Here is a 23,940-nt window from a genome sequence, read left to right on the forward strand (position 1 = left end):
CGATCTCCGAGCACACCGCAGCGCGCCATCTCGCCAACGCGAAACGCAAGCTCGGCGCCGCCAATCGTGCTCATGCCGTCGCAGAAGCGATCCGCGCCGGCATCGTGCGCTGACGAAATCAATACCCTGATCCCGCAATTGGCGGCCTCGCGGGTTTGACCGATGGTCTCGGCCTCTCGACACAGGAGGTCATCATGATCATCGCAGTTTCCGGAGCCGATCAGGCCGAATTCCCCCATCTCTTCGAGCAGTCGTCGCGGCTGCGCCACCAAGTGTTCGTCGAAGAAATGGGATGGGAGGACCTGCGCCGCGCCGACGGCCGCGAGTTCGACCAGTTCGACGACGAACATGCCGTCCATCACTTCTGCGTCCGGGACGGTGCCGTCGTCGGCTATCAGCGGATGCTGCCGACGACACGTCCCAACCTGCTCTCGTCGGTCTTTCCCGAGCTCTGCGAAGGAACGCCGCCGTGCTCCGATCGCATCTGGGAACTCACCCGATACTGCGTCGCGCCCGAACATCGTGACGGGCGGCGCGGCGTGTCGACGGCCGGCTCCGAACTGATCGCCGGTTTCGTCGAATGGGGCATGAGTTCCGGCATCGACAACGTCATCATCGAGTTCGAGCCGATGTGGGTCCTGCGCGCCATGCAACTCCAGTTCCTTGCCCGTCCGCTCGGCTTCCAGCGAAAGATCGGCAACCAGCAGATCGTCGCAACCCAGGTCACCTTCGGCCAGCGCACGATCGACGCGATCCGCGCGTTCCGTGGAGCTCATGCACCCGTTCTGGAACTCTGGGGACGGCTCGGTGAGGCGACGCCGCAGGCCCTGGCGGTCTGAGCCGAAGATCGAACGGATAGGCTGGAGACCCATGATGACGAACGTGTCCTTCGCTCGCCCGAGCACCTCGATCGCCGAAATCATCCTGCCGGCGACGGGAATGCTGGCGATCGACGATCTCGATTGCCTGGCCGATCGGCTCGAACGCGCCAATGCCGACGAGGCGCTCCGCGTTCTCGTCGTTCGCAGCGCCGCCGACGTCTTCTCGTCCGGAGCCGATCCTGTGGAGCTCGCTTCGATCGACGACCTGGCCGGACTTTCGGCGACGGTCACACGCTTCTTCGAAGCGCTGATCGGATGCGACAAGATCATGATCGCCGCGGTCGGCCGATCGAGATCGCCGATCAACTCATTGCCGATCGTTTCCGGCCGCCCGTTCCAAATCATTTGGACCGTCGATGAGCTTTGCCCATCGATCACTAGCGTCACGTCGAACTTGATCTGCAGGTTGGCGCGCGCCACCGACTTGTTCGGCTGGTATTTCTTGCGGCGCCGCGCCTTTTCGAGGATCGCCTCGTAGGAGAAGAGCTCGTGATCCTTCCAAGTTACGGCGTCGCCCAGCAGCGCTGGTAGGCCGCGATAGCGCAGGCTGAACGCCATCGCGACCCGCTCGTTAAGCTCCAGCCATTGCGCCCGCTTGCGCCGCACCGTCTCGACCACGAGCGACCGCGACACGCCGAGCGAGCCCGCCTGGCCATAGAGGCGCTCGACGGTGCGCAACAGGCCGTCGAGAAAATCGGTGCATTCGATCGGCCGGCCGAAGACAAACCGCTCCCACTTGGCGCGCAGCGACCGCTCCTCGCCCAAAGCCTCGCGATGCGCCTCGTAGAACTCACGATCGAGCTCGCTCGCCTCCTTGGGCGTCTTGGTTTCCCGGGCCTTTTTGAGATAGTCCTTCTCGGCGTCCGACAGACGATCGGGATGATAAAAATCGAAGAATTCGATCGTTTCCTGCGGAAGGTTCGTCTTCCGCTGCCGCAGACCGGAGAAAACCTGCTGGATGCCGTCGGTTTCCCACTCGAACTGCGACAGGGCCTCCGCCTCGGGCTGCCAACAGGCCGGCGACTCGATAAAGGCCTCGATCGCGGCATGGACCTCCGGCTTGATTTCCTGCCTGACCGCCTCGAATTGCGTCCGCAAGTCCTCGGATTCGATGACGCCGCGCGGCGGCCGCTGCTTTTCGAGCAACGGACGGCGGTCGCTCACGAGCTTGCTGAACAGCTTCCTCCAGCGCGGCGCAGACGTCTGGTCCTGCTGCCGCATGCCGCGGAAATAGCCGCTGTCGCGCGGCAGCCGCAGCGCCGGGAGGGCCCAGCCGAGCGCGTCGATCAACGGCTGGCCGTCGGTTTCAATGGCAGCGCGTGTCATGCCGACGTAGTGCGAAATCTGGTGCAGCGGCCAATTGTCAGCGGCGGAGAAGCCGCGCAGCGCCGTCTCCCACGCGTCGAGCTGCTGATCCGACAGGCCGAGATTGCGGCTCGCGGCGGCAACCCACAGGCCCGGCTCCTCGATCAGCTCCTTCGCGCCCAAAGGCGTGACGTCGTGAAGCGAGCCGCCTTGGTCGTCGTCGATGTTGGCGATCAATAGCGCCGGCCGATCGCATTCGCCGTGCCGGACCGCCGTCATGCGCTCGTCGGTCATGACCCCTTCGGGCAGCCCGAACCCCTCGACCAGCTTGCGCGGGAGCGCGATCTTCACCTTGGCCGCGGTCGCCGCGTCGGCCAGCAGCGCATGAACGATCGCCGCGACCTGCTCGCCGGTCAGCCGATCGAGCAAAAACCGTGCGACGCCGTCGCTGTCCGATGATTTCGACAGCCGATCGCGCAGCGAAGAGGCGCCGACGACGCCAAGAAGCTCAAGTGCATTCACGACTGAACCGCCTCTTGAAGGGATTTTTGACAAAAGCGCAGGAGTCGGACAGCCGCTCGAGCAGACCGAGGCTCGCCAGACGCTCTTCGAGCCAGCGCGCGTTGTCGGAGAAATTTTCCTGGTCGGCGTCGCCGCGGGCGATGAAATCCTGGGCCTGCCGGTCGCCAATGACCATGCCGTAGCGCTGATGGAGATGCTCGAGGAACTCCTTGAACTCCATCCGGCCATCGACGGCGCAAATGACCAACGTCTTGAGCAGACGGTCGGTCGGCGCATAGCGCGTGCGCCGGCTAGCGCGGCGCGACGACAGCCCGATCAGCCGCGCCCAGGTCGCGTGGAACTTGCCGACATGCAGCTTGTGCCGCTTCGACGCCGCCTTCAGGAGCTCGGCGAGCAGAGCATCCGGCGACGCCTTGACCTTTTCGGCGTCGTCGCGCTCCGGCCAATCGAACTTCCGGCTCAGCACCTCTACGGCGCTGGCGCCGGCCTCTTCGGAAGCCAACGCGGATTTCCACTCCGGCGTATCCGCGACCAACCGGACGAACGCTTCGAGCGCCTCGCCGGGCAGAGTGTTGTTCTGCTGATACGAATTGGCCGACAGCTCGCGCACGTTCGAGCGCTTCGGCGACACGATTTCGCACACCAGCGAAATCTTGCGCTGTTCCGGGAAAACCTCGGCCGCGCGCGCCAGCTGATACAGCAGGATATGCAGCCCCAGCAGCGTCACCATGTGCGGCAGCGCGTCGTAAGCCGGGATCTCCAGATCGAGCACCGCGATCCAGTCTTCGGCCAGATGGTCGAAGCAGGCATATTGCGAACACGGCAGATAAGAGCCGGCTCGCTCCTTGACCGTCGTCTCGGCGGTGTTTTGCAAGGCGCCGACGAGCTTGTCGTAGGGCCCTTCGACCTTGAGCAGGCGGTTGTCGAGCCGCGCCGCCAGGTCCGCGGCGCGCTTGCTGCGGCACAGCATCAGATAAAGGATTTCACCGGTGCGCCCGAAGAACCGGCGATCGGTCGACACGCCGCCAGACGCCGAAACCTTGGCGTCCTCGTACAACGAATTGACACCGAAGGGGAAAATAAACTTCGAGCTCCAGCGCTTGTTGCCGCCGCCCTCGATCGAGGAACCTTGCAGAAACGACACGACGGCGTCGAAGTCCTTGAAGGTCTCGAAGCGGTCGCGCAGGTAGCTGAAGTCCTTGTTTTCCAGGCCGCCGGCACCCGCCGACATCAAGTCGAGCCACTGCGTCCACATGCCCTCGTCGTTCTTGCCGGAGGCGCGAACGACGGCCATGTGGGGATTGTTGAAGAGCAGGTTTCGCAAGCGAAGCTGAAGCTGAGGCCGATAGGTCAGCTCGTTCAGCCGAGCCTCGCTGAGCGCCCGCCCTTGCCGATGCTCGGCGTGCAGGATGCCGAGAAACTCCAGCATCGTCAGCCAGGGTGTTTGCTCGTCATGCAGGCGATGGCCCCAGATCTGCTCGTCGATCCACAATTGCGGGCCGGTCGAGCTGTCTTCCTGATATTGGGGCCGCGGCAAAATCTCCATGAAGCTCATAGTCTCACCGTGACCCGTCGAACCGCCGCTTGGCCTTCACCGTCAAGCTCAATGAATTGAAGGACGAGCTCGTCATCGGCGGTCTCGTCATCGCCATCCGCCGCCAAGAAGCGCTCGCGCTCGGTAGCGGTGAGAAGCTTGGCCTTGAACGCCAGCAAATCCTCGTGGCACTCCAGCGAAAAGCTGCTCGGAAGCGCGCCGTCCGACACGCGGACCAGGAATTCGAACCGGGTCGGCGTCAGCGGCAGGCGAATGGGGCCCGGATCGTCGCCCCGCGACAGCCTGACCTCGAGGACCATGCCGCCCGTGTCGTTAGCGACGAGCTCGACCTTCTGTCCGCCCTTGCGCGGCACGGAAATCATCTCGTCGAGCAACGGGCTGGTCTTCGACTGCGAATAGCTGCCTGAGGTCGCCAGAACCAGATCGTCATGTGTCTGGAGCAGCATGCCGGTGAAAATGCGGTTGAGACCGCGCACTTGCACCGGCAATACGTTGCGCGGCAACGTCTTCTTGGCGGCGAGCAGATCGGCGACTTGCAGAAAAAGGCCGCCTGAGCGGAAAATGGTCAGATCCCACAGTGACAGCGCCTCGGCGCGATCGTCGGGCAGCGTGAAGAACACGCGCTGCCGCTGCACGCGCAGCATCTTCAGGAATTCGTCGCGGGCGTCGGTGTCGGCGCCCTCCAGATAGTCTTGCTGGCCGCGCCGATAGCTCGACGTGCCGCCATAGATGGGATCGTTGAGGACCAACTCGCCATAAGCTGCGGCCAAAGCGGGATCGTCGGCGCCGTAGACGAGGACGTTATCGACGCGACGGCTCGCCTCGCTGCCGATGCCGAAAGCGTTGAGCTTGCGGAATAGATCGATCTTCTCAGTTCGCCGCGCCGGCAGGTTTTCGCCAAAAATGTTACGGAACACGCTGGCCCGGTCGAACGTGCCCTTGATCGCCAATTCAGGTACGTCGGCGCAGGTCATCAGCCCGTCGCGGCAATCCGGATGACCCAAGATCAAATTGGCGGCCAGCATCAAGAGCTGGCGCACCGGAAAATGCACGCCGTTCTGCTCGCTCAACATGATCAGAGCGCGCAAGCGCCGGTGCAACAAGTCGCCGTCGGCGAGACCGCGTATGCGATCGCGATTCTCCTGAATCGGGCATTTGCCAGCGCCAGCTGCCTGGCAGCCTTCGCACTGAGCCCAATCGGGATGATTGGTCATGGCCTCGATCACCCGGCCGATCATGTCGGCGGCTGGCGCCTGGCTCATATCGCGCAGGCTAAGGCGAACGCCAGGCGCGACCGCGTCGCCGACCAGCGTCGCCTCGACCGCCTGCGTCATGGCGATCGTCGCCGCGGATTTCGGCGTCGCTTTGAGCTTCTCCAAGAGCTGGCCGTGGTTGGCGGCGACCAGAAACAATGTCGTGGCGTCAGACGAGGTCACGCATTCCGCCATCCGCGTCAGCAACGGGGCGCTCACCTCGGCGGCAAGCTCGCTCAGATCCTTGATGACGATGAGCTCGCGGCCGTCGAACGATACCGTCTTGACCGTCGACTTGCCGTTCCATTCGGTTTCGGACCCGCCGCAGGCCAGCCAGACGGAGCGACAGCAATAGGTCTTACCGTCGCCGGCCGTGCCAGTCAGAATTTCCGAAACCGGGTCGGCCGACTTGAGATTGGCGAGGATCTCGTCGCGAAACTGCACAGGAAGCGTGATCGGCGCGATGCGCTCTCGCAGCAGCGTGCGCTGAATCACCTCATCGAAGAGATTGTCATTCGTTGGGATCGGTCCGTAGTTTCGCAAAAATCTTACGAATCGGTTTGTCTGAAAAATGGACATTTCCCTACCCGCCGCGCCAATGCGAGGACTACGACTCAACTTCCCAAATAATACTGACCTGCAAACAATCCAGAATGCAAGCGCACCCAAAATGAACCGCGCCGAGTTTGCCGGAGGCTCGGGATCCAAGCTTCCGCTTTCGGCGCGTTGCAGCCATCGAGGCTCGAAAGCCTAATCGAACAAAAAGTAACTAAAAGTGCGAATTACGCGGTGAATCCGTTGGCTGTTTTCAGCCAGAGATAGGGAGTTTTCGCATTTCAGAATAGAATCCACCGCCTACACGCTCAGATTCGCATAGTGTATATTATGGAATATTCTCGAAGAATATGCAACGATATATTAGTACAATAACACTCCGTTCTTTGCCGAAACGTACCAGCAATCAAGAACCGCGGCACCAAAGTCGTCGAGTACGATGGTGACGCCACCCGGGTATCCTATTCGTACGCGTGACCGTGGAGAACGTCGATGACGAACGCGGCAGAGAGGAACACGCCGAACATATTATGTATTCTGTGTGCTTCTTGTTTTCCTGCACTTGCAGAGCCGAATATGAGGCAGTGAAGCCACCCATCGAACTCGATGGATTAAAATATCAGATAGAGGCCTTCGCCTGCCTGGCAAATACCTTCCTTCTCCCGCTGAATAAATGCCGGCGTCCCTAGCTTGGCTCCAAATTCTTAATCTATCGATGCCAGATTGTCGGAAGCGAAGTCTGCCCTGGTTTTGAGAAGATGTTGGTCACCCCTGCGAGCGATGTGGAGTTCACCGACCCGTTGCCGTGGCAAGTATTGATTGTCGAAGATTCGCCGATCCACGCAAAGCTGCTCGCTGAGGCCGTTTCGCAGTTTCAGCACCCCACGAATGTGACCATCGCGAATGACGGACTCGAGGCTCTGCAGTTGATAGAGCAAGGTTCTGTCGATGTGGCATTCATCGATCTCTCACTGCCGTCTCTCTCTGGCGAAGACGTCGTACGTTCTGCCAACAAAAGTGATAAGATGCCTTTCTATGCCGTGCTGTCTGCATCACATGACGATGCAACACGAGATTTAATGCGAAGACTTCATGCATACGACTACCTAAACAAGCCATTCTCAGCGGATGATATATTTCGAATTCTTCGCACATTTCATCGAACTCGAATTACACAGAGAGTACTGATCATCGATGACTCGGGAACCGCCAGGAAGATTATTCGAAAGATTCTCGCTCGCTCGATCTTCAGCGTCATCAGCTACGAAGCCGAGGATGGCATCTCGGGTCTCGAGGAAATTGCCGCGCAAAAGCCGAACATCGTTTTCCTTGATTTGAATATGCCCGGAGTATCGGGAATCGACACGTTTCGCATCATGAAGGCGTTTGGGGTCGAGGCCCATGTCGTCTTCATGTCAGCCTCCGATGAGGCATTCCTCTGTCTTCCAAATGTCGATCCGCGATTCAAATTTCGCAAGCCATTCGGGCCACAAGAAATAGATGCGATCATGCATATCATCTATCGAATGCCCCTGCCATTTAGTTCGGAACCCTGGTTAGTCGACGTGGACATGCAGTGATGGTCAGCGTTCCGGGGAGCTCCATGGGTTCCACTTGGTGAGTGCGTGAGCAACGCGTCAGCATAGTCTCATCGTGGCGCCAGAACATCGACTGAAACTCGTCGACCACGTGGCGTGCGTCGACCAGCACGGGGCCCCCGCGCTCGACCGCCCTCACAGCGACCGTTTCCGATTGCGTCAGTGATCGCGGCACGTCGTCATCAAACGGGCAAGACGACAGGCCGACGGCGTTCGCATGATGCTTCCAGCGTCCATCGTATCGCTTCGACGGTGTCTCGTCGCCCACCCGGCAACTACGGCAAGACTTCTGCCGAGGCCGGGCGTCTTCAGTGCACACTAGAGAGATGCTCCCTTGCGATGACCGCCCTTCCAGCATTCATCGAGCCAGGAAAGATGGGTTTCGAGCGAGCTTTGCCCGGGGGTGGAACACGTCGTTGCGCTCGCCGCGCAGAATGCGAAGAACGCTACCGCGACTGTTACCCGTCTGCCGCACGATGGTTTTGAGCGGGAGGCCGGCCCGCCACAGAGCGAGCACCGCGTCGTCAGAGTGGGTACCGATCAACAAGTGCCAAATCCTCTCACATTGGCTTATTCAGAGATTGGACCCCATCTCTTCGGCGGCGTCGAAGAGCGCTGCGACGGTCCGCCGCCGGCGATAGGCCGCTAGGCAGAAGACGTCCTCGTGGTGGACATCGGCGAGTTCGGCAACGGCGAGACGGACGAGGCCCTCGCGGCGGTTGGTCGCCTGCTCGAACATGAAACCGACACCGATCCCCTGCGTCACCGCCTCGATCAGCGCCTCTCGCGTCCCGAGCGTCACCACCGGCGAAACCGCGAGCCCGGCCCGCGACAACGCCGCCTCGAGCTTCTGCTGGGTGAGCGACGGGGGTGGACGGAAGATCACCGCATGGCCGACGATCTCGGCCAGCGACAACGGTCGCGGCCGCCGCGTCAGCGGATGATCCGGAGCGACGACCGCGACGACCCGCTGCGAGGCGAAGGAGACGGCGACGACGTCGTCGTCTTTCGGCGCCTCGGTGGCGATGGCGACGTCGCAACGGCGTTCGCGCAGCGCCGCCGTCACCTCGCCCCAGTTGCCGAAGCTCGTGGTGATCCGCACGCCGGGGAAGCGGCGGTGATATTCGGCGATCAGCGCCATCGCCGGATTGGGCGCGCCGACGGCGATCGACAGATCCCCGATCTCCAGCGCCCGTGAGGCGCCGAGAATGTCCGCCGCGACGTCGGCGATGGTGTCGAGCCCGTCGGTCTCCGCATAGAGACGGCGAGCGAGCGCGGTCGGGCGCATCCCCGAACCGGTGCGCTCGAAGAGCAGGACGTCATGGGCGCGTTCGAGGGCGCGGACCTGAGCCGTCACCGCCGGCTGGGTCAGACCGAGACGGTGGGCGGCGCGGGAGATCGATCCGTCCTTGAAGACGGCGTTGAAGGCGCGCAGCTGCGCCCAGCTCGGCGGTTCGCTCGACACGGCTCGGGTCCGCGGTCTCTGGGATCCATAAATCAAATTTATATCATGTCATCATGACTGCAAGTCGATCTTCTATGCCCGTCGCGACGGAAGGACGCGACATGGCACGCATCGAGATCGACGGCATCGAAAAGAGGTTCGGGCGGACGCCCGTGTTGCGGGGGATCGACCTCGACGTGGCGGCGGGCGAGTTCCTGTCGCTGGTCGGCCCGTCGGGGTGCGGCAAGTCGACCCTGCTGCGGATCGTCGCCGGGCTGACGCGCGAGGATCGCGGCGCGATCCGCCTCGCCGGGGAGGACGTCGATCATCTCGCCGCGCGCGATCGCGACCTCGCCATGGTTTTTCAGAACTACGCGCTCTATCCGCATCTGACGGTCGCCGAGAACATCGCCGTGCCGCTCGTCATGCGGCGGCTCACCACGGCGCAGCGACTGCCTCTGGTCGGACGCCATCTCTCGGGAAGCCGCGCCGCCCATGCCGCGATCGCCGCCGACGTCGCCCGCGTCGCCGAGACGCTCGGCATCGCGGCGCTCGCGAACCGCCGGCCCGGCGAACTCTCCGGCGGCCAGCGTCAGCGCATCGCCCTCGGCCGCGCCATGGTGCGCCGCCCCAAGGCCTTTCTGATGGACGAGCCGCTCTCCAATCTCGACGCCAAGCTGCGGGTCGAGATGCGCAGCGAGATCGCCTCGCTCCACCGCCGGCTGGAGACCACCTTCGTCTACGTCACCCACGATCAGGCCGAGGCGATGACCATGTCCGACCGGATCGCCGTGATGATGGACGGCGCGGTCCTCCAGGTCGGTACGCCCGACGCCGTCTATGCCGATCCCGACGATCTCCGCGTCGCCGAATTCGTCGGCTCGCCGAAGATCAACGTGATCACCGCCGACGCCGCTCTCGCCGCCGCCCTGGGTGTCGACGCGACGCGGGCGCCCGATCCGGACGGGTTGCGTCTCGCTTTCCGCACGGAGGCGGTCCGGCTCGTCGATCCCACCGGCGCGGCGCTCGCCGGCCGGGTCGTCCACCTCGAGAACTTCGGCAGCGATCTGATGGTCCATCTCGCGGTCGCGGCCGCCGTGCCGATCGTCGTGCGCCGCGATCCGCACGATCCGCGTCCCCGCATCGGCGAGACCTGGGGTCTCTCGATCCGACCCGATCGCCTGCTCGTCTTCGACGCGGCCGGCCGCCGCCTGCGCTCCGTCGTCGGGAGGGGGGCATGACCGAAATGTCGGTTTCCGCGCCCGCCGATCGGTCGATCGCCGGCGAGCGGCCGCGTCGTCCCCACGAGGAGCGCGCCGCCTGGGGGCTGGTCGGACCGGCGGCGACGCTGATCGGTCTGATCCTCGTGGTGCCGCTCATCGTGGTGGTGGCGCTGTCGCTCACCGACTACCAGCTCGGCGCCAAGGCTTGGCGCTTCGTCGGCTTCGCCAACTACGCCGATCTCGCCGGCGATCCGGTGTTCTGGCGATCGATCGCCAACACCGCCCTCTATGCGGTCGCCGTGGTCGCCGGCTCGACCGGGCTCGGCCTCGCCGTCGCCCTGGCGTTGCAGGGCAGCGGCGCTCTCGCCCCGGTCTGGCGGACGATCTTCTTCCTGCCGGTGATGGCCTCGCTGGTCGCCATGGCGATCGTCTGGGAGTTCATGCTCCATCCGACCTTCGGCCTCGTCAACGCCGTCCTCGGCCTCGTCGGCGTCGCGCCGATGAACTGGCTGCAGAACGGCGCCACCGCCTTGCCGGCCCTCGCGGTGATCGGCGTCTGGCAGCAGTTCGGCTTCGCCATGGTTCTGTTCCTCGCCGGCCTCTCCGGCATCCCGACCTCGCTCTACGACGCGGCCGAGATGGACGGCGCGCCCTCGGCCTGGGCACGGTTCAGGCTCGTCACCTGGCCGCTTCTGGCGCCGGTGACCCTCTTCGTCGTGGTGATCTCGACGATCCGCTCCTTCCAGGTGTTCGACACCGTCCACGCACTGACCAAGGGCGGCCCGAACAAGGTGACCGAGGTGTTGCTCTACACGATGTATGCGGAGGGCTTCGAGTTCTTCCGCACCGGCCGCGCCGCCGCGATCGCCGTCGTCTTCGTCGCAGCCATGCTGGTCGTGACCCTGACCAAGGTTCTGCTGGTCGAAAAGAGGATCCACGCCCGATGACCCGGATCGGTCTTCCCGCTCGCCGCTTCTCGGTCGGCGCGATCGCGCGCGACGCCGTGCTCCTGGCGCTCGCCGTGGTGACGCTGGCGCCCTTCGTGTGGATGGTCTCGACCTCGCTGAAGGCGCCCGACGAGATCCTGACCACCGATCTCCACCTGTGGCCACGCCGTCTGGCGGCGTCCGAGAATTACGCCCACGCCTTCGCGGCGGTGCCGCTCGGCCGCTATCTCCTCAACGGGGTGATCGTCACCGCGACCATCCTGGCGCTCCAGCTCGCGATCGCCGTGCCGGCCGCCTTCGCCCTCGCGAAGTCGGAGTTTCGCGGCCGGCGGCTCCTGTTCGGTGCGGTGCTGCTCGGCCTCCTGGTGCCCTATCACGCCATTGCGGTGCCGCTCTTCGTCGGCCTGCACGCGCTCGGCCTCCTCGACACCTACGCCGCGCTGGTGACGCCGTTTGCGATCTCGGTCTTCGGCATCTTCCTGATGCGCCAGTTCTTCCTGAGCCTGCCCGACGACCTCGTCGACGCCGCGCGGATGGACGGCATGTCGGAGCTGGCGATCGTCTGGCGGGTGATGGTGCCGGCGGCCGGACCGGCGATCTCCGCCTTCGCCATCTTCTCCGTCGTCGCCCATTGGAACGACTATTTCTGGCCGCTGATCGCGGTCTCCTCCGACACGCTCTTCACGCCGCCGCTCGGCGTCGTCGCCTTCCGCAACGACGACGCCGGCACCAACTACGGCGTCCTCATGGCCGCGGCGACGGTGATCGTGACGCCGCTGGTCGCCGCCTTCCTCCTCGCCCAGCGCCGCTTCGTCGAAGGCATCGCCTTCACCGGCGTCAAGTGAACCCTCCCGTGATCCGCCAGAGAGCGCGGCGGTCGATGCGCTCGAAAGACCGGAACCCTCCCATGACCCGGACCTTCTCCCTCTCCGCCCTGACGCTCGGACTGGCGCTCGTGGCCGGCCCGGCGCTCGCCGAGCCCCAGACCGAGATCGTCGTCCAATACCCCTATGGCGACGTCTTCAACGAGACCCACAAGCGGATCGCCGAGGCCTTCGCCGCCAAGCACCCCAAGATCAAGGTGACCTTCCGCGCGCCTTACAAGGACTACGAGGACGCCACCCAGCGCATCCTGCGCGAGGCGGTCACGGGCACCGGCCCGGACGTCACCTTCCAGGCGCTGAACCGCGTCCGCGCCCTCGCCGACAAGCAGGTCGCAGCCCCCCTCGACGACTTCATCGCCGCCGAGAAGAGCTTCGAGGCCGACGGCTTCCACAAGGCGATGTTCGACGCCGGCTCGATCGGCGGCAAGGTCTACGGCGTGCCCTTCGCCGTGTCGCTGCCGATCGCCTATTTCAACCTCGATCTGGTCAAGGCCGCCGGCGGCGATCCCGCCGCGCTGCCGACCACCTGGGACGGCGTCCTCGCGCTCGCCACGAAGATCGAGGGCGTGCGGCCCGGCGTCCACGGCATGGCCGCCGAATGGTCGATCTCCGGCAACTGGCTGTTCCAGGCGCTGGTGTTCGACGACGGCGGCACGATGATGGACGCGGGCGAGACCCGCGTCGCCTTCGACGGCGAGGCCGGCCGCAAGGCGATCGGCACCTTCGCCCGCATGGTGAGCGAGACCAAGACTCCGAACATCTCCGGCAACGACATGCGCGCCGCCTTCGCCGCCGGTCAGGTCGGCATGCTCCTGACCACCACGGCCTATGTGAACGCGTTGACGAAGCAGATCGGCGACAGGTTCGTGATGAAGACCTCGCCCTTCCCGGGGCTGACGCCGGGCGTGTCGCGGCTTCCCGCCGGCGGCAACGTCATGATGATCACCACCACCGATCCCGCGAAGCGCAAGGCCGCCTGGGAAATGGTGAAGTTCTGGACCGGCGCCGAGGGTGGCGCGATCATGGTGCGGAACACCGGCTACATGGCGCCGAACAAGAAGGCGGCCGATCGCCTCGCCGACTTCTACGCGAAGAACCCGAACCAGTTCACGGCGGTCGCCCAGCTCGCCTACCTCACCAACTGGTATGCCTTCCCCGGCGACAACGGCCTCAAGATCACCGACGTGATCAAGGATCGCCTGCAGTCGGTGATGGACGGCAGCCGCGCGGCCGAGGCCGACGCCGTGCTCACCGACATGGCGCGTGACGTCCAGGCTCTGCTTCCCGCCAAGAACTGATCTTCCCCGCTTCCCTCCCTCGGCGGTCGCCGTCGAGGGAGGGCTCGACGTCTCACCTCCCGGTTCTCCTCATGATCAAGATCATCCATGTGAGCGACACCCATGTCGCCGCCGAACCTCATCGTCTCTACGGCCTCGATCCGCGCGAGCGGCTGGCGCGCACCATCGCCGACATCCGGGCGAACCACGACGACGCCGATCTCTGCGTGGTCACCGGCGATCTCGCCCATTGGGGCGAGGCGGAGGCCTATGCGACCTTCGCCGCCCTGTGGGACGCGGCGGGCCTGCCGGTCGTCTTCCTGATCGGCAATCACGACGACCGGGAGGTGTTCCAGGCGTCGGTCCCCCGCGCCATGGTCGACGACGACGGCTTCGTCCAGGGCGCGCGGCGGATCGGCGATCTCACCTGCCTCTTCCTCGACACGGTGACGCCGGGCAGCCACATGGGCAGTTTCTGTGAGCGCCGCCGTGCCCGCCTCGCCCGGATCCTCGCGGAGACCTCCGGCGACGTCGCGATCTTCCTGCATCATCCGCCGCTCGCCGTCGGGATCGCGCCGATGGACGCGATCGCTCTCGCCGACGCCGACGCGCTCGCCTCCGTGCTCGAGCCGCATCGCGCCCGCATCCGCCATCTCTTCTTCGGCCATCTCCACCGGCCGATCTCGGGAACCTGGCGCGGCTGGCCGTTCTCCGGAACGCGCGGCGTCAACCATCAGCTCGCGCTCGACGGACATCTGCGCGTCGACGGCCGGCCGGCGTCCGACGACATCGTCGGCAGCCGCGAGCCGCCGGGCTATGCCGTCGCGCTGATCGACGACCTTATGGTCGTCGTCCATTTCGTCGACGTCCTCGACGACGACGTTCGCTTCTCGCTCGTCGCCGAGGAGACGGTGGGACGTGGCTATGCTCTCGGCATGGACGTCGAATGACCCGGCCGTCCGTGTCGGCCGGGCGAGCGGCGCTCGACGAGGCCCGTGGCCGGATCGCCGCCGCCCGCGTCGTGCTCTGCGACGTCGACGGCTGCCTCGTCGAGAGCGGAGCCCCCTGCCCCGGCGCGATCGACTTCGTCGCGCGGATGGGCGAGCGGCTGCGTCTCGTCTCCAACAACTCGACCGATCTCGCCGCGACGCTCGCCGCCCGGCTCGCCGCGATCGGCCTTCCGGTGCCGGCGGAGCGCTGTTTCCTCGCCGGCGAGCTTGCGGTCGACCATCTGGCAAAACGCCATCCGGGCGCGACCGCGATGATCCTCGGGACGGCGGCCCTCCGCGCCAAGGCGGAGGATCTCGGCCTGCGGACGACGAGCGACTGGCCCGACGTCGTCCTCCTCTGCAACGATCCGAGCTTCGACGCCGGGCATCTCCAACGGCTCGTCACCGCGGCCCACCACGGCGTGCCGATCGTCGTCGCCAATCCCGATCGCTGGCGGCCGGACCGGACGGGGCGTCCGCTGATCGAGACCGGCGTCCTCCTCGCCGCCCTGCGGGCCGCGGTGCCGAACGCCGCCGTCACCGTCGTCGGCAAGCCCGAGCCCACCATCTTCCGCGCCGCTCTCGCGGGCATCGAGCCGCACGCCGGCGTGATGATCGGCGACAACCGGGAGACCGATCTCGTCGGGGCCGAGGCGATCGGCATGGCGGCCGTCTTGATCGGGCGCGGCCGTCGCGCGGTCGCCGCCGATCTCGGCGCCCTGTGCTGATGTCGGGGACGGCAACTACCAGCCGAGCCCACCCGGAGGCGCAGGAGGCCCCGCCCGAAGGCCGCGCCTCGGTCGTCGTGAGGCCGTTGGGGCGGGCCAGGATCGGCGTCGCGGTCAGTACACGGCCTTCGGGCCGGGGGACGTGCCGATAGTGCATTTCTCGGTGTCATGAATGAACCCGGGAGGTGGATCCCTTCGTCCCTCACCACTCACCGAGCGATCTATCGGAGAGCCCTCTCGACAACGGAACGGCGCCAACACGAAGATGGACTGCGACGACGCGCTTCCAACGAAGTAATCCCCTATTTCGGCGCCTGAGATCTGCGGCGAACCGTCCGTTGCCGACCCACTGAGAGTCGCACCAAATGACCGACCTCTTTCGTCGGATCACGTCGGCAGCGCCGCGGCGAACGCCCAGACGGCGACGAAGGCGAGCCATCCGGCAGCGAGGCGACGCACCAGCGGCGACGGCTCGGCATTCGTTCGATCGTGGGGCAGCATGTGACCGCCGGCCGCCCAAACGGCGGCCGCGCCGGCGATGGCCGCCGCGAAGACGGCGAAACGCGCGGTGAGTTCCCTCGTATCCGGCGAGGGCAGCAACACCAGTCCGAAGACGAGTGCCTTCGGATTGAGCAACGTCGTGACGAAGATGCGGCGCGCGGTGACGAGGCGGCGATCTTCGCTCGATGTCGTGGAACGCCACAATCGAATCGCGAGAAGAAAAACCCACATGGCCGCGACGAGTTTCAAACCGGAACCCGCCCCCGGCCAACGGGTCAGGATTTCGGTCCCGACCAGGGCGAGCGGCAGGGTCGTCAGCAGATAGGCGCCGATCTCCACGGGCACGAGCCGCAACGCCCGTTCGAAACCGACCGACGCCCCGGCCAAGCCCATCAGCGTGTTGGTCGGTCCCGGCGTCAGCAACAATGCCGCGACGGCAAAGAGAAAAGCTCCGATTTCCATGTCCGGGTCGTCGCCTCCGCACCTCCTGCCCACTGTGTCATGCCGTCGCTCGGTGTCCAAGAGCGCGGACCGCCGTGACGGCGAGCGTCTCGAGCGACGTGCGACACCGGCGGCGAACGCCGCCGCCGGTGCCCAGGTCTCGGCGATCACGCCGACACGCCGGCCGCCTTCGCAGACGCTGCCCGACGGCTGCGCCAATCGCCGAGGAACAGCAGGATCGGCGCCGCGATGAAGACCGACGAGGACGCCGCCACGACGATGCCGAAGATCATCGGCACGGCGAAGCTCTCGACCGCACTGCCGCCCCAGATCGCCATCGGCAACAGCGCCAGGAACGCCGTCGCCGAAGTGAAGAGGCTTCGCGCCAGCGTCTCGTTGATCGACAGGTCGATGATCTCGCGGAGCGGCATCGCCTTGTAGAGACGCATGTTCTCGCGCATCCGGTCGTAGACGACGACCTTGTCGTTGACCGAGTAGCCGACCAGCGTCAGCAGCGCCGCGATCGCCGTCAGGTTGAAGTCGAGCCCCGTCAGGGCGAAGAAGCCGACCGTCTTGGTGACGTCGAGCACCAGCGTCGCGATCGCGCCGACCGCGAAGGGCCATTCGAACCGGACCCAGATGTAGGCGAGCATGGCGAGGCTGGCGAGCACCACCGACAGGAAGCCGGCGGTGGCGAGTTCGCCGCTGACCTTCGGCCCGACGATCTCGGTGCGGGCGATCTCGGCGGTCGGCTCCAGTACCGTGATCTCGGTCTTGAGCCTCGTTGCCGCCGCCGTCTGCGCCGCCTCGTCGCCCGGCTGGCGCTCGACCCGGACGAGGGTCCGCGTCGCGTCGCCGAACTCCTGCAGCGTCACCTCGCCGAGACCGAGCCCGTCGAGGCCGTGACGCAGCGTGGCGAGATCGACCGGCGTCCGCGTCGTCACCTCCATCTGGATGCCTCCCCGGAAATCGACGCCGTAGTTGAGGCCGGGCGTGACGAAGAGGACGATCGAGGCGATGGACAACACCGCGGACAAGCCGATGCCGAAGAACCGCGCCCGCATGAAGCGGATCTTCGTGCCGTCGGGGACGAGCCGGATCGGCAGCAGCGGCCGGATCGTCAGCGTCTTCAGCCGCAGACGTCGGACGATCGCCGTCATCAGGACGCGGACCACCGACACGGCGGTGAACATCGAGATGACGATGCCGAGCCCCATGGTGACGGCGAAGCCGCGCACCGGCCCGGAGCCGAACCAGAACAGCAACACCGTGGCGATCAGCGAGGTGACGTTGGAATCGACGATCGTCGAATAGGCCCGGCGGAAGCCGGCGTCGAGGGCTGCGAAGGCGCCGCGCCCCTTGGCCGTCTCCTCGCGGATGCGTTCGTTGATGAGGACATTGGCGTCGACCGCCAGACCGACGCCGAGCACGATGCCGGCGATGCCGGGCAGCGTCAGCGTCGCACCGAGGAGCGACAGGGCGGCAAAGGTGAGGACGACGTTGAGACCGAGCGCGAGATTGGCGAGGAGCCCCCAAGCCCCGTAGAGCAGCAGCATGAAGGAGACGACGAGGGCGAAGCCGGCGAGGCCGGTGGTCACTCCCATCCGAATGGCGTCGCCACCGAGATCGGCGCCGACGGTGCGCTCCTCGATCACGGTGAGCTTGGCCGGCAGCGCGCCGGCGCGCAGCAGGGCGGCGAGATCGTTCGCCTGCTGGACCGTGAAGTTGCCGGAGATCTGCCCCGATCCGCCGGTGATCGGCTCGCGGATCACCGGGGCGCTGAGCACTTTGTCATCGAGAACGATCGCGAAGGGGTGGCCGACGTTGGCCTTGGTGATCTCGCCGAAGCGCGCCGCGCCGGCGTTGTCGAAGCGGAACGACACCAGCGGTTCGTTGGTGCGCGGATCGAAGCCGACCCGCGCGTCGGTCAGGCGATCGCCGGCGAGCTCGACCCGGTCGAGCACCGGATAGGACCGCCCCTCCCCGTCCTTCCGCATCGTGACGCCCGATCCCCCGCTCTCGGCGAGCAGGTGAAACGACATCTTCGCCGTCGAGCCGAGCAATTGGCGGATACGCGCCGGGTCCTGGACGCCGGGGAGTTGGACCAGGATACGGTCGGCGCCGACGCGTTGGATCGTCGGCTCGGCGACGCCGACCTGATCGATGCGCTGGCGGATGATCTCGAGGCTCTGGCCGACCGCGGCGTTGCGGCGGTCGAGGAGCCCCGCCTCGGTGAGCGAGAGGACGAGGGATCCGTCGGCGACCGGCTTCACCTCCAGATCGGAGGCGGTGCCGCCGAGCCCGACGGGATTGGCGAGTTTGCGCAGTTCGGCAGCCGCCCGTTCCCGCGTCGCCGGATCGACGAGCGACACGGCGACGGTGTCGCGCACCCGCCGGATCGAGGTGGTGGCGACGTCGGCGGCGCGCAGCGCCTTGCGGGCGTCCTGAACCAGAGACTGCAGGCGTTCGTCGGCGAGCGAGGCGGCGTCGACCTCGAGCACGAGATGCGAGCCGCCCTTCAAATCGAGACCGAGCGAGACGTGGGTGCGCGGAAACCACGTCGGTAGCCGATCGAGGGTGGCGGGTGAGAGCAGGTTCGGCAGAGCCGTGAGGATGCCGAGGACGATGACGGCCACGTAGGTGGCCGCCAGCCAGGGAGAGGTTCGCATGTGGGATGTTCCGTGGAGGAGCGCGCACTCTCCCGCCCGCAGGGGAGCGGGGAGGCGCGAAGAAGACCGAATCGTCGCAGGAGCGGCCGCTCAGGCGGCCGCGAAGGTGACGGCTTCGGGCGGTCCACGGGGTTGGAAGGCGAAGGCCGGGCGCGTCGGCGCGGCGTCGGCCGGGAGGGTGCCGCGTCCGAGCGCCGTGTCGACGCGGGCGATCCGGTCGAGGTCGGGCATCAGCCCGGCGTCGGGACCGCGATCGGCGCGCGGCGGATCGCTCACGCGGGTGGTGGCGACCGTCGTCGCGCGCTCGCGCGCACCGAGGAGGAGCAGCCGGCGCACGGTCGCATCTGCGACCGATCGCCCGAAGGCACCTGCCGACGGCACCGCGCGCGGCGTCTCGACGGCGATCCCGAACCACAGCAACGCGACCGCGAGCGCCCCGAACGCGGCCTTCCAGCGCGCGTTCCAGCCGGCCGACGGGTCGGTCGAGTGGATCGTGTCGTTCGACGTCGGGATCAACGGGGGTCCTCGGCCTCGCGGGTGATCCCACCTTCTATCAGACCGAAGCCGAAATCGGCACCCCGGACGGCGATCGCCACGAGATCGGGTCGGAGCTGCTTCCCTCGATCGCGGCCATCGGAAACGTCATGGGCTCAGCGCCGCGTGGTCAGACGTTCAATGCCACCCAGGCCGCATGCGAGTCCATGTAGTCGCGCCAACGGACGATCTTGCCGTCCCCGATCTCGATGATCGAGCAGAACCGATTGTCGTAGGTCGCGCCCGTGGCCAGGATCGTGCCGTGGACGTCGTATTCGACCACCACGACCCGGCCACCATCGGCTCTGGTGACGATCAGTTCGTCGGCCGAGCGGATGCGGATCGCTTCGACGTAGCCGCCGAAGGCCGCCATCAGAGCGGCGCGCCCCTGGATCACACGCGGCCAGCCGAGCTCGTAGCGGACTTCGTAGGAGACGTCCTCGGCGACGACGTCGAAGAAGTGCTCGCCGTCGACCAGATCGCCCAAGGCGCCGCGGATCAGGGTGAAATAGGGTTCGGCGCCCTCATAGGCGGTGTAGTGCTCGCTTCCCATTGCGATGTCTCCCGTGATCTTCGGCCCTCGGCCGTGATGCGTTTCCGATCGATCGCTCACTCGGCGGCCTGCACCACCCACGCCGCGAGATTGCGCCGGACGAAGTCGCGAAAGTCGGTCGCCGGCCGGCCGGTGACCCTCTCGACGTCGCCGTTCGGCCGCGAGCCGTCGCCGGCGATGATCGTGCCGGTCAGCCACCGCAGCATGACCGCGTAGTCGGGAGGAACGAACCCGGCCGCCACCGCGCCGTCGACCCAGGCGTCGCGATCGACGTCGACGTGCCGGATCGGCCGGCCGGTCTCTTCGGAAAGGATGGCCGCAACCTCGGCGACGGTGAGCGCGCGGGGGCCGGTCGGCGCATAGACCGCGCCCGCATGGGCCTCCGGCCGGGCGAGCGTCTCCACCGCCACGGCAGCGATGTCGCCGGCGTCGACGAAGGCCTCGGCCCCACCACCGGTCGGCACCACGATCGCCCCGTCGACGATCGGGAGATGGTCGTCGGCGAAGTTCTGCATCACCCAGGCGGGACGCAGGATGGAATGGCTGATCGTGCCCCGGCCGACGAGATCGCGCTCGACCGCGAGGATGTCGACCTCGGGCGGGGCGCGGTCGCTGCCGTACGTGCTGAGATGCGTCACGTGGCGCACTCCGGCGCCGACGGCGAGGTCGAGGAAGTCGGCGACCGTCCCGGCGAAGCGGGTCCGCGCCACCGGCGTCACCAGATAGACCCGATCGACACCTGCGAGCGCCGCGCGATGGGTCGTCGGGTCGTCCCAGTCGAACACCACGTCGGCGCCGTGCCGCGCGGCGGTGCGCACGGCGAAGCCGCGCTCGGCGAGGCCTCGGGCCACCAACCTTCCGGTTCGCCCGGTCCCGCCGAGCACCAGGGTCGTCTTCGGAGATGTGATCATCGGTCGTCCTCCGTCATCGGATCGTGGAGAGATGATGCGGACGAAGGACGCGCGCTTCAATGTTCGGTTCGCTCTGATTATTGTGCGAAACGCTCATGCCGTTGACGAGGCCGATCGTTCCACGCAATCTCCTGGATCATGGACCTGCTCGCCGACCATCTCACCCGCGCCCGCGCCTCCGGCGCCGTCTTCGCCCGCACCGTCGCCCGGCCGCCGTGGGGGTTGCGGCTCGGCGGCGAGATCCAACTCGCCGTCCATGCGGTCGCGCGCGGGCAGTGTTGGCTGTGGTTCGACGATCCGAGCGAGGCGCCGATCCCCCTGTCACCGGGCCGCTTCGCATTGGTGCGGGGCGGCCGCGATCACTTCATCGGGCACGAGCCCGGCGTCCCCTGCCTCGAGCCGGATGCGTTTCGGGCGGCGCATGCGAACGATGCCGTCGCGAACGATACCCAGGCGACGGTGTTCCTCTGTGGCGCCTACCGGTTTTCCGGCGACGTCGGCCAGGGGCTGCTCGCGGCCCTTCCGCCGGTGATCCCGCTCACGCCGGAAATCGGCGACCCGATGCGCGAGGTGATCGGTCTCCTGTCGCGCGAGCTGGCGGTTTCCGAACCCGGCCAGCACACGGTACTGGACCGGCTCCTCGACGTCCTGCTGGTGCTCGCGGTTCGCTCCAGCTTCCGCGACGATGCCTCGGCGCCACGATGGTATCGGGCGTCGGCCGATCGCCGGCTGAAGTCGGCGTTGGAGGCGATCCACGGGGACGCCGCCCATCCGTGGTCGGTGCCGGAACTCGCCAAGATCGGCGGGCTCTCGCGCGCCGCCTTCGCACGCGCCTTCGGCGAGGCACTCGGAGAGACGCCGATGCAGTATCTGACCGAGTGGCGCATGACGCTCGCCCGCGACCATCTGCGCGACGGCACCAAGAGTCTCGCCGAGATCGCCGACGCGGTCGGCTACGGCTCTCCTTACGCCTTCGCCGCCGCCTTCCGACGTCATCACGGGCTGCCGCCCGGCGCGTGGCGATCCCGAGCGGCCGAAGCCGGCGACGCGCGCGCGACCGACCGGATCCATCTCGGCTGACGATGGGCATGGGCACCGGAGATCGACGCGCCGATCGCCTTCGCCGCCGACAATCCGCCGCTGCACAGTGGCCGTGCCATCTGGTTTCGCCGCTGCGACATGCGGGCCTGCGTCGGCGAGAACCGGTTCGAGCGGCCAAAGGAAGACGGGAGTCCGTCGGCCCAGGTTCGACCAAACCATCGACGACGAGAATCGAAAGGTCGGAACCGATTCACGCAAGTCGTTGGACGCCTGGTCGCTGCCGCGCGAGACTCTCATCATGACGACGCTCGTGCCCGACCCGATCCACCTGCACCGCATCGACTTCGACCGAAACATGCGGCGCTTCTATGAGCTCTCCGTGCAGCCGACCCTCTTCGGTGGCGCCTCGCTCGTCCGCACATGGGGCCGCATCGGCACCGCCGGTCAGTCGTTGATCGAAACCTTCGACCACCCGAGCGACACCGCCGTGCCCTTTGCCCGCCTCGAACGCACGAAGCGCCGACGCGGCTATCGCGACGCGACCCGGGCGGCACTTCCCTGAAGAGTGCCACGAGAGGCCATCGGCGAATGCACGGCGGATATGTGAAGATGCTGCATCGCAGCATCTTGCCATGAGTGTTACTTCTTACTACCTTGGTCGTATCGCTTTCGAGCGATGGCCCTTCTCGGGCGTTTCCTCCCTGATACCACTTTCACCGCCGGAGCCTCCGCACCGGCGGTTTTTTCTCGGCCCGAGGCAGGCGACGCCGGTAATCGGTTCGGCGCGGCGTCACCGGATTGGGCCCGAGTGATCGGGACGGCCCTCGTCCACATTCGTTCGAGATCGGCGCGGAAGGCCGCAACCACCGACGGCACCGAAATCACCAGACGGTCGTTGTCCTGCTGTTTCAGTCCGGACGCCGTCAGGTTCGCCGAACCGGTTCGGAGACGCTCGCCGTCTACCACGTAGGCCTTGAGGTGCATGATCGGCCCCTTCCTCTTGAGGCGGATCTCTTCCTCGAGCGGCGCGAGCCTGACGAAGTCCGATTTCTGAGAGGGATCGAGCAGGATCCGCAGGATGACACCCCGCTCCTTCGCCAGGATCAGCGCATCGATCACTGGACGATCGGTCAGGATGTAGGCCGCGACATCGAGAGAGGTCTCGGCTTCGTCGATCAGAGCGACATCGAGGCGTTCGAGGTTCTCGATCGGGGAGTGGTGGATCTCGATCGGCTCGGCGGCGATCAGGGGCATCGGCGCGACGATGGTCACCACGGCCAACAGCAAGAGACGATGGAACGGGGTTCGAACCTGGGTGAGGTGTGGCATGGTGAGACGATCGAACGGGGAGAGTGGAATCATGGTCGAGAAGTCCGAGTCGGCGGCGCGGGAGATCAGTGTCGCACTGACCGAGCTGATCGGCATTGCCGAAGACGGCGGGCTGGCAATGCTCGCCTTCCTGCTCGAAATGGCGCGCGTGGAAGCGCGAGCACAGGCCGGAGACACCTCGCCCCGCCCTGCGAACGTCCTCCCGTTCAAACCGAACTGAATGAACCAGCCCGCCGGCACCGTCGATCCGAGCCGACCCTCGGGTATTCGGGCGCGAGAAAGAGTGACGCCGTGGGAGCTCACTCCGCCCGAGTGGAGGGAGCCGGCCCCGCCGGTGGGCGGGGCCGGAGGCGTGAGCCTCAGTCCCAGTTCGGCCGGGACCAGATCAGCTGCAGGCCCTCCTCACCGTCGACCTCCGCCAGCGTGGCGTAGATCGGAGCCGGAAAGCTCGGGTCGTCGAGCTTGACCGAGAGGTAGTCCCGGCCGGAGCCCTCGGCGACGCGCTGCCAGGCGGCACCGAGTTCGACGCCACCCTGGGCGAAGATGCGGAAGTGCGGTCCCTTGTCGGACGCGCTGTCGATGCGCCGGAACTGGGCCTTGACGTTGAGGGCGAGGGTGCGGATCGAGCCGCTGAAGCCGTTGCCGGTCGAGGTGAAGGAGCCGATGGTCGCCATGATGATTGAGCCTTTCGTCTGGTTCGAGCCGCGCCCACCGCGGCCTCGATGGCTGTCACCTGGACCGGGGACGATCGGACCGCACCTCGAAGAGGCCGAAACGAAGTGGAGGACGGTGGGACGCGA

General features: G+C 66.3%; 21 protein-coding genes. 11 read left to right on the top strand and 10 right to left on the bottom strand.

Annotated elements, in window-relative coordinates; genetic code table 11:
• Nucleotides 1-287 precede the first annotated feature (287 nt).
• Nucleotides 288-839, top strand: a complete 552-nt coding sequence (locus J3S89_RS00005; RefSeq protein ID WP_230489103.1) for an acyl-homoserine-lactone synthase — start codon at nucleotides 288-290, stop codon at nucleotides 837-839.
• Between the two features lie 1,855 nt (nucleotides 840-2,694).
• On the opposite strand, the gene J3S89_RS00010 is transcribed toward J3S89_RS00005, so the two are convergent.
• Both J3S89_RS00010 and J3S89_RS00015 read right to left on the bottom strand, forming a co-directional pair.
• Nucleotides 2,695-4,263 carry a methylation-associated defense system protein MAD7 family protein gene (locus tag J3S89_RS00010; protein WP_217925412.1) on the bottom strand — a complete coding sequence of 523 codons (1,569 nt, stop codon included), beginning with the start codon at nucleotides 4,261-4,263 and terminating at the stop codon, nucleotides 2,695-2,697.
• A complete protein-coding gene (locus J3S89_RS00015; protein ID WP_217925413.1) occupies nucleotides 4,260-6,095 on the bottom strand; it encodes an LIM domain-containing protein in 1,836 nt (611 codons plus the stop codon). The genes J3S89_RS00010 and J3S89_RS00015 overlap by 4 nt, the downstream gene beginning before the upstream one ends.
• A 734-nt stretch (nucleotides 6,096-6,829) precedes the next feature.
• Here J3S89_RS00015 and J3S89_RS00020 point away from each other — a divergent pair.
• Complete coding sequence (locus tag J3S89_RS00020) at nucleotides 6,830-7,651, top strand: response regulator (RefSeq protein ID WP_217925414.1); 822 nt, start codon at nucleotides 6,830-6,832, stop codon at nucleotides 7,649-7,651.
• Between the two features lie 592 nt (nucleotides 7,652-8,243).
• On the opposite strand, the gene J3S89_RS00025 is transcribed toward J3S89_RS00020, so the two are convergent.
• Nucleotides 8,244-9,134 carry a LysR family transcriptional regulator gene (locus J3S89_RS00025; RefSeq protein ID WP_217925415.1) on the bottom strand — a complete coding sequence of 297 codons (891 nt, stop codon included), beginning with the start codon at nucleotides 9,132-9,134 and terminating at the stop codon, nucleotides 8,244-8,246.
• A gap of 101 nt (nucleotides 9,135-9,235) precedes the next feature.
• On the opposite strand from J3S89_RS00025, the gene J3S89_RS00030 reads away from it, so the two are divergent.
• From J3S89_RS00030 to J3S89_RS00055, 6 genes are all read left to right on the top strand, one after another.
• Nucleotides 9,236-10,354, top strand: a complete 1,119-nt coding sequence (locus J3S89_RS00030) for an ABC transporter ATP-binding protein (protein ID WP_217925416.1) — start codon at nucleotides 9,236-9,238, stop codon at nucleotides 10,352-10,354.
• A complete protein-coding gene (locus J3S89_RS00035) occupies nucleotides 10,351-11,283 on the top strand; it encodes a carbohydrate ABC transporter permease (protein ID WP_217925417.1) in 933 nt (310 codons plus the stop codon). Before J3S89_RS00030 ends, J3S89_RS00035 begins: the two co-directional genes overlap by 4 nt.
• The gene (locus J3S89_RS00040) at nucleotides 11,280-12,128 is read left to right on the top strand and encodes a carbohydrate ABC transporter permease (RefSeq protein WP_217925418.1); all 849 of its coding nucleotides are present in this window, start codon (nucleotides 11,280-11,282) and stop codon (nucleotides 12,126-12,128) included. Before J3S89_RS00035 ends, J3S89_RS00040 begins: the two co-directional genes overlap by 4 nt.
• 62 nt (nucleotides 12,129-12,190) lie before the next feature.
• Nucleotides 12,191-13,465, top strand: a complete 1,275-nt coding sequence (locus tag J3S89_RS00045; RefSeq protein WP_217925419.1) for an ABC transporter substrate-binding protein — start codon at nucleotides 12,191-12,193, stop codon at nucleotides 13,463-13,465.
• 71 nt (nucleotides 13,466-13,536) lie between these two features.
• Complete coding sequence (locus J3S89_RS00050) at nucleotides 13,537-14,394, top strand: metallophosphoesterase (protein ID WP_217925420.1); 858 nt, start codon at nucleotides 13,537-13,539, stop codon at nucleotides 14,392-14,394.
• Nucleotides 14,391-15,161 carry an HAD-IIA family hydrolase gene (locus tag J3S89_RS00055; protein ID WP_217925421.1) on the top strand — a complete coding sequence of 257 codons (771 nt, stop codon included), beginning with the start codon at nucleotides 14,391-14,393 and terminating at the stop codon, nucleotides 15,159-15,161. Before J3S89_RS00050 ends, J3S89_RS00055 begins: the two co-directional genes overlap by 4 nt.
• Before the next feature lie 387 nt (nucleotides 15,162-15,548).
• Here J3S89_RS00055 and J3S89_RS00060 read toward each other — a convergent pair whose 3' ends face one another.
• The 5 genes from J3S89_RS00060 to J3S89_RS00080 all read right to left on the bottom strand — a co-directional run bounded on the left by J3S89_RS00060 (nucleotide 15,549) and on the right by J3S89_RS00080 (nucleotide 20,770).
• A complete protein-coding gene (locus J3S89_RS00060; RefSeq protein ID WP_217925422.1) occupies nucleotides 15,549-16,274 on the bottom strand; it encodes a LysE family translocator in 726 nt (241 codons plus the stop codon).
• Nucleotides 16,271-18,772 (bottom strand): protein translocase subunit SecD, encoded by a 2,502-nt coding sequence (gene secD, locus J3S89_RS00065; RefSeq protein ID WP_217925423.1) that lies wholly within the window; start codon nucleotides 18,770-18,772, stop codon nucleotides 16,271-16,273. Before secD ends, J3S89_RS00060 begins: the two co-directional genes overlap by 4 nt.
• Before the next feature lie 90 nt (nucleotides 18,773-18,862).
• Nucleotides 18,863-19,288, bottom strand: a complete 426-nt coding sequence (locus tag J3S89_RS00070; protein ID WP_217925424.1) for a hypothetical protein — start codon at nucleotides 19,286-19,288, stop codon at nucleotides 18,863-18,865.
• A 148-nt stretch (nucleotides 19,289-19,436) separates the two neighbouring features.
• Nucleotides 19,437-19,859 (bottom strand): nuclear transport factor 2 family protein, encoded by a 423-nt coding sequence (locus J3S89_RS00075; RefSeq protein WP_217925425.1) that lies wholly within the window; start codon nucleotides 19,857-19,859, stop codon nucleotides 19,437-19,439.
• 56 nt (nucleotides 19,860-19,915) lie between these two features.
• Nucleotides 19,916-20,770, bottom strand: coding sequence for an NmrA family NAD(P)-binding protein (locus J3S89_RS00080; RefSeq protein WP_217925426.1), 855 nt, complete (start codon nucleotides 20,768-20,770; stop codon nucleotides 19,916-19,918).
• A 138-nt stretch (nucleotides 20,771-20,908) separates the two neighbouring features.
• Between J3S89_RS00080 and J3S89_RS00085 the strand changes: the two genes are divergently transcribed.
• The gene (locus J3S89_RS00085) at nucleotides 20,909-21,850 is read left to right on the top strand and encodes an AraC family transcriptional regulator (protein ID WP_217925427.1); all 942 of its coding nucleotides are present in this window, start codon (nucleotides 20,909-20,911) and stop codon (nucleotides 21,848-21,850) included.
• A gap of 259 nt (nucleotides 21,851-22,109) precedes the next feature.
• Complete coding sequence (locus tag J3S89_RS00090) at nucleotides 22,110-22,373, top strand: WGR domain-containing protein (protein ID WP_217925428.1); 264 nt, start codon at nucleotides 22,110-22,112, stop codon at nucleotides 22,371-22,373.
• Between the two features lie 77 nt (nucleotides 22,374-22,450).
• On the opposite strand, the gene J3S89_RS00095 is transcribed toward J3S89_RS00090, so the two are convergent.
• On the bottom strand, nucleotides 22,451-23,173 hold the full coding sequence (locus J3S89_RS00095; protein ID WP_217925429.1) for a phospholipase D-like domain-containing protein: 723 nt from the start codon (nucleotides 23,171-23,173) through the stop codon (nucleotides 22,451-22,453).
• Here J3S89_RS00095 and J3S89_RS00100 point away from each other — a divergent pair.
• The gene (locus J3S89_RS00100; protein ID WP_217925430.1) at nucleotides 23,172-23,360 is read left to right on the top strand and encodes a hypothetical protein; all 189 of its coding nucleotides are present in this window, start codon (nucleotides 23,172-23,174) and stop codon (nucleotides 23,358-23,360) included. The two genes, J3S89_RS00095 and J3S89_RS00100, sit on opposite strands and share 2 nt — an antisense overlap.
• Nucleotides 23,361-23,499: 139 nt before the next feature.
• Here J3S89_RS00100 and J3S89_RS00105 read toward each other — a convergent pair whose 3' ends face one another.
• A complete protein-coding gene (locus tag J3S89_RS00105; protein ID WP_217925431.1) occupies nucleotides 23,500-23,814 on the bottom strand; it encodes a DUF736 domain-containing protein in 315 nt (104 codons plus the stop codon).
• Nucleotides 23,815-23,940: the final 126 nt, after the last annotated feature.

The sequence above is a fragment of the Pinisolibacter aquiterrae genome (assembly GCF_019160155.1).
GTDB classification, from domain to species: domain Bacteria; phylum Pseudomonadota; class Alphaproteobacteria; order Rhizobiales; family Ancalomicrobiaceae; genus Pinisolibacter; species Pinisolibacter aquiterrae.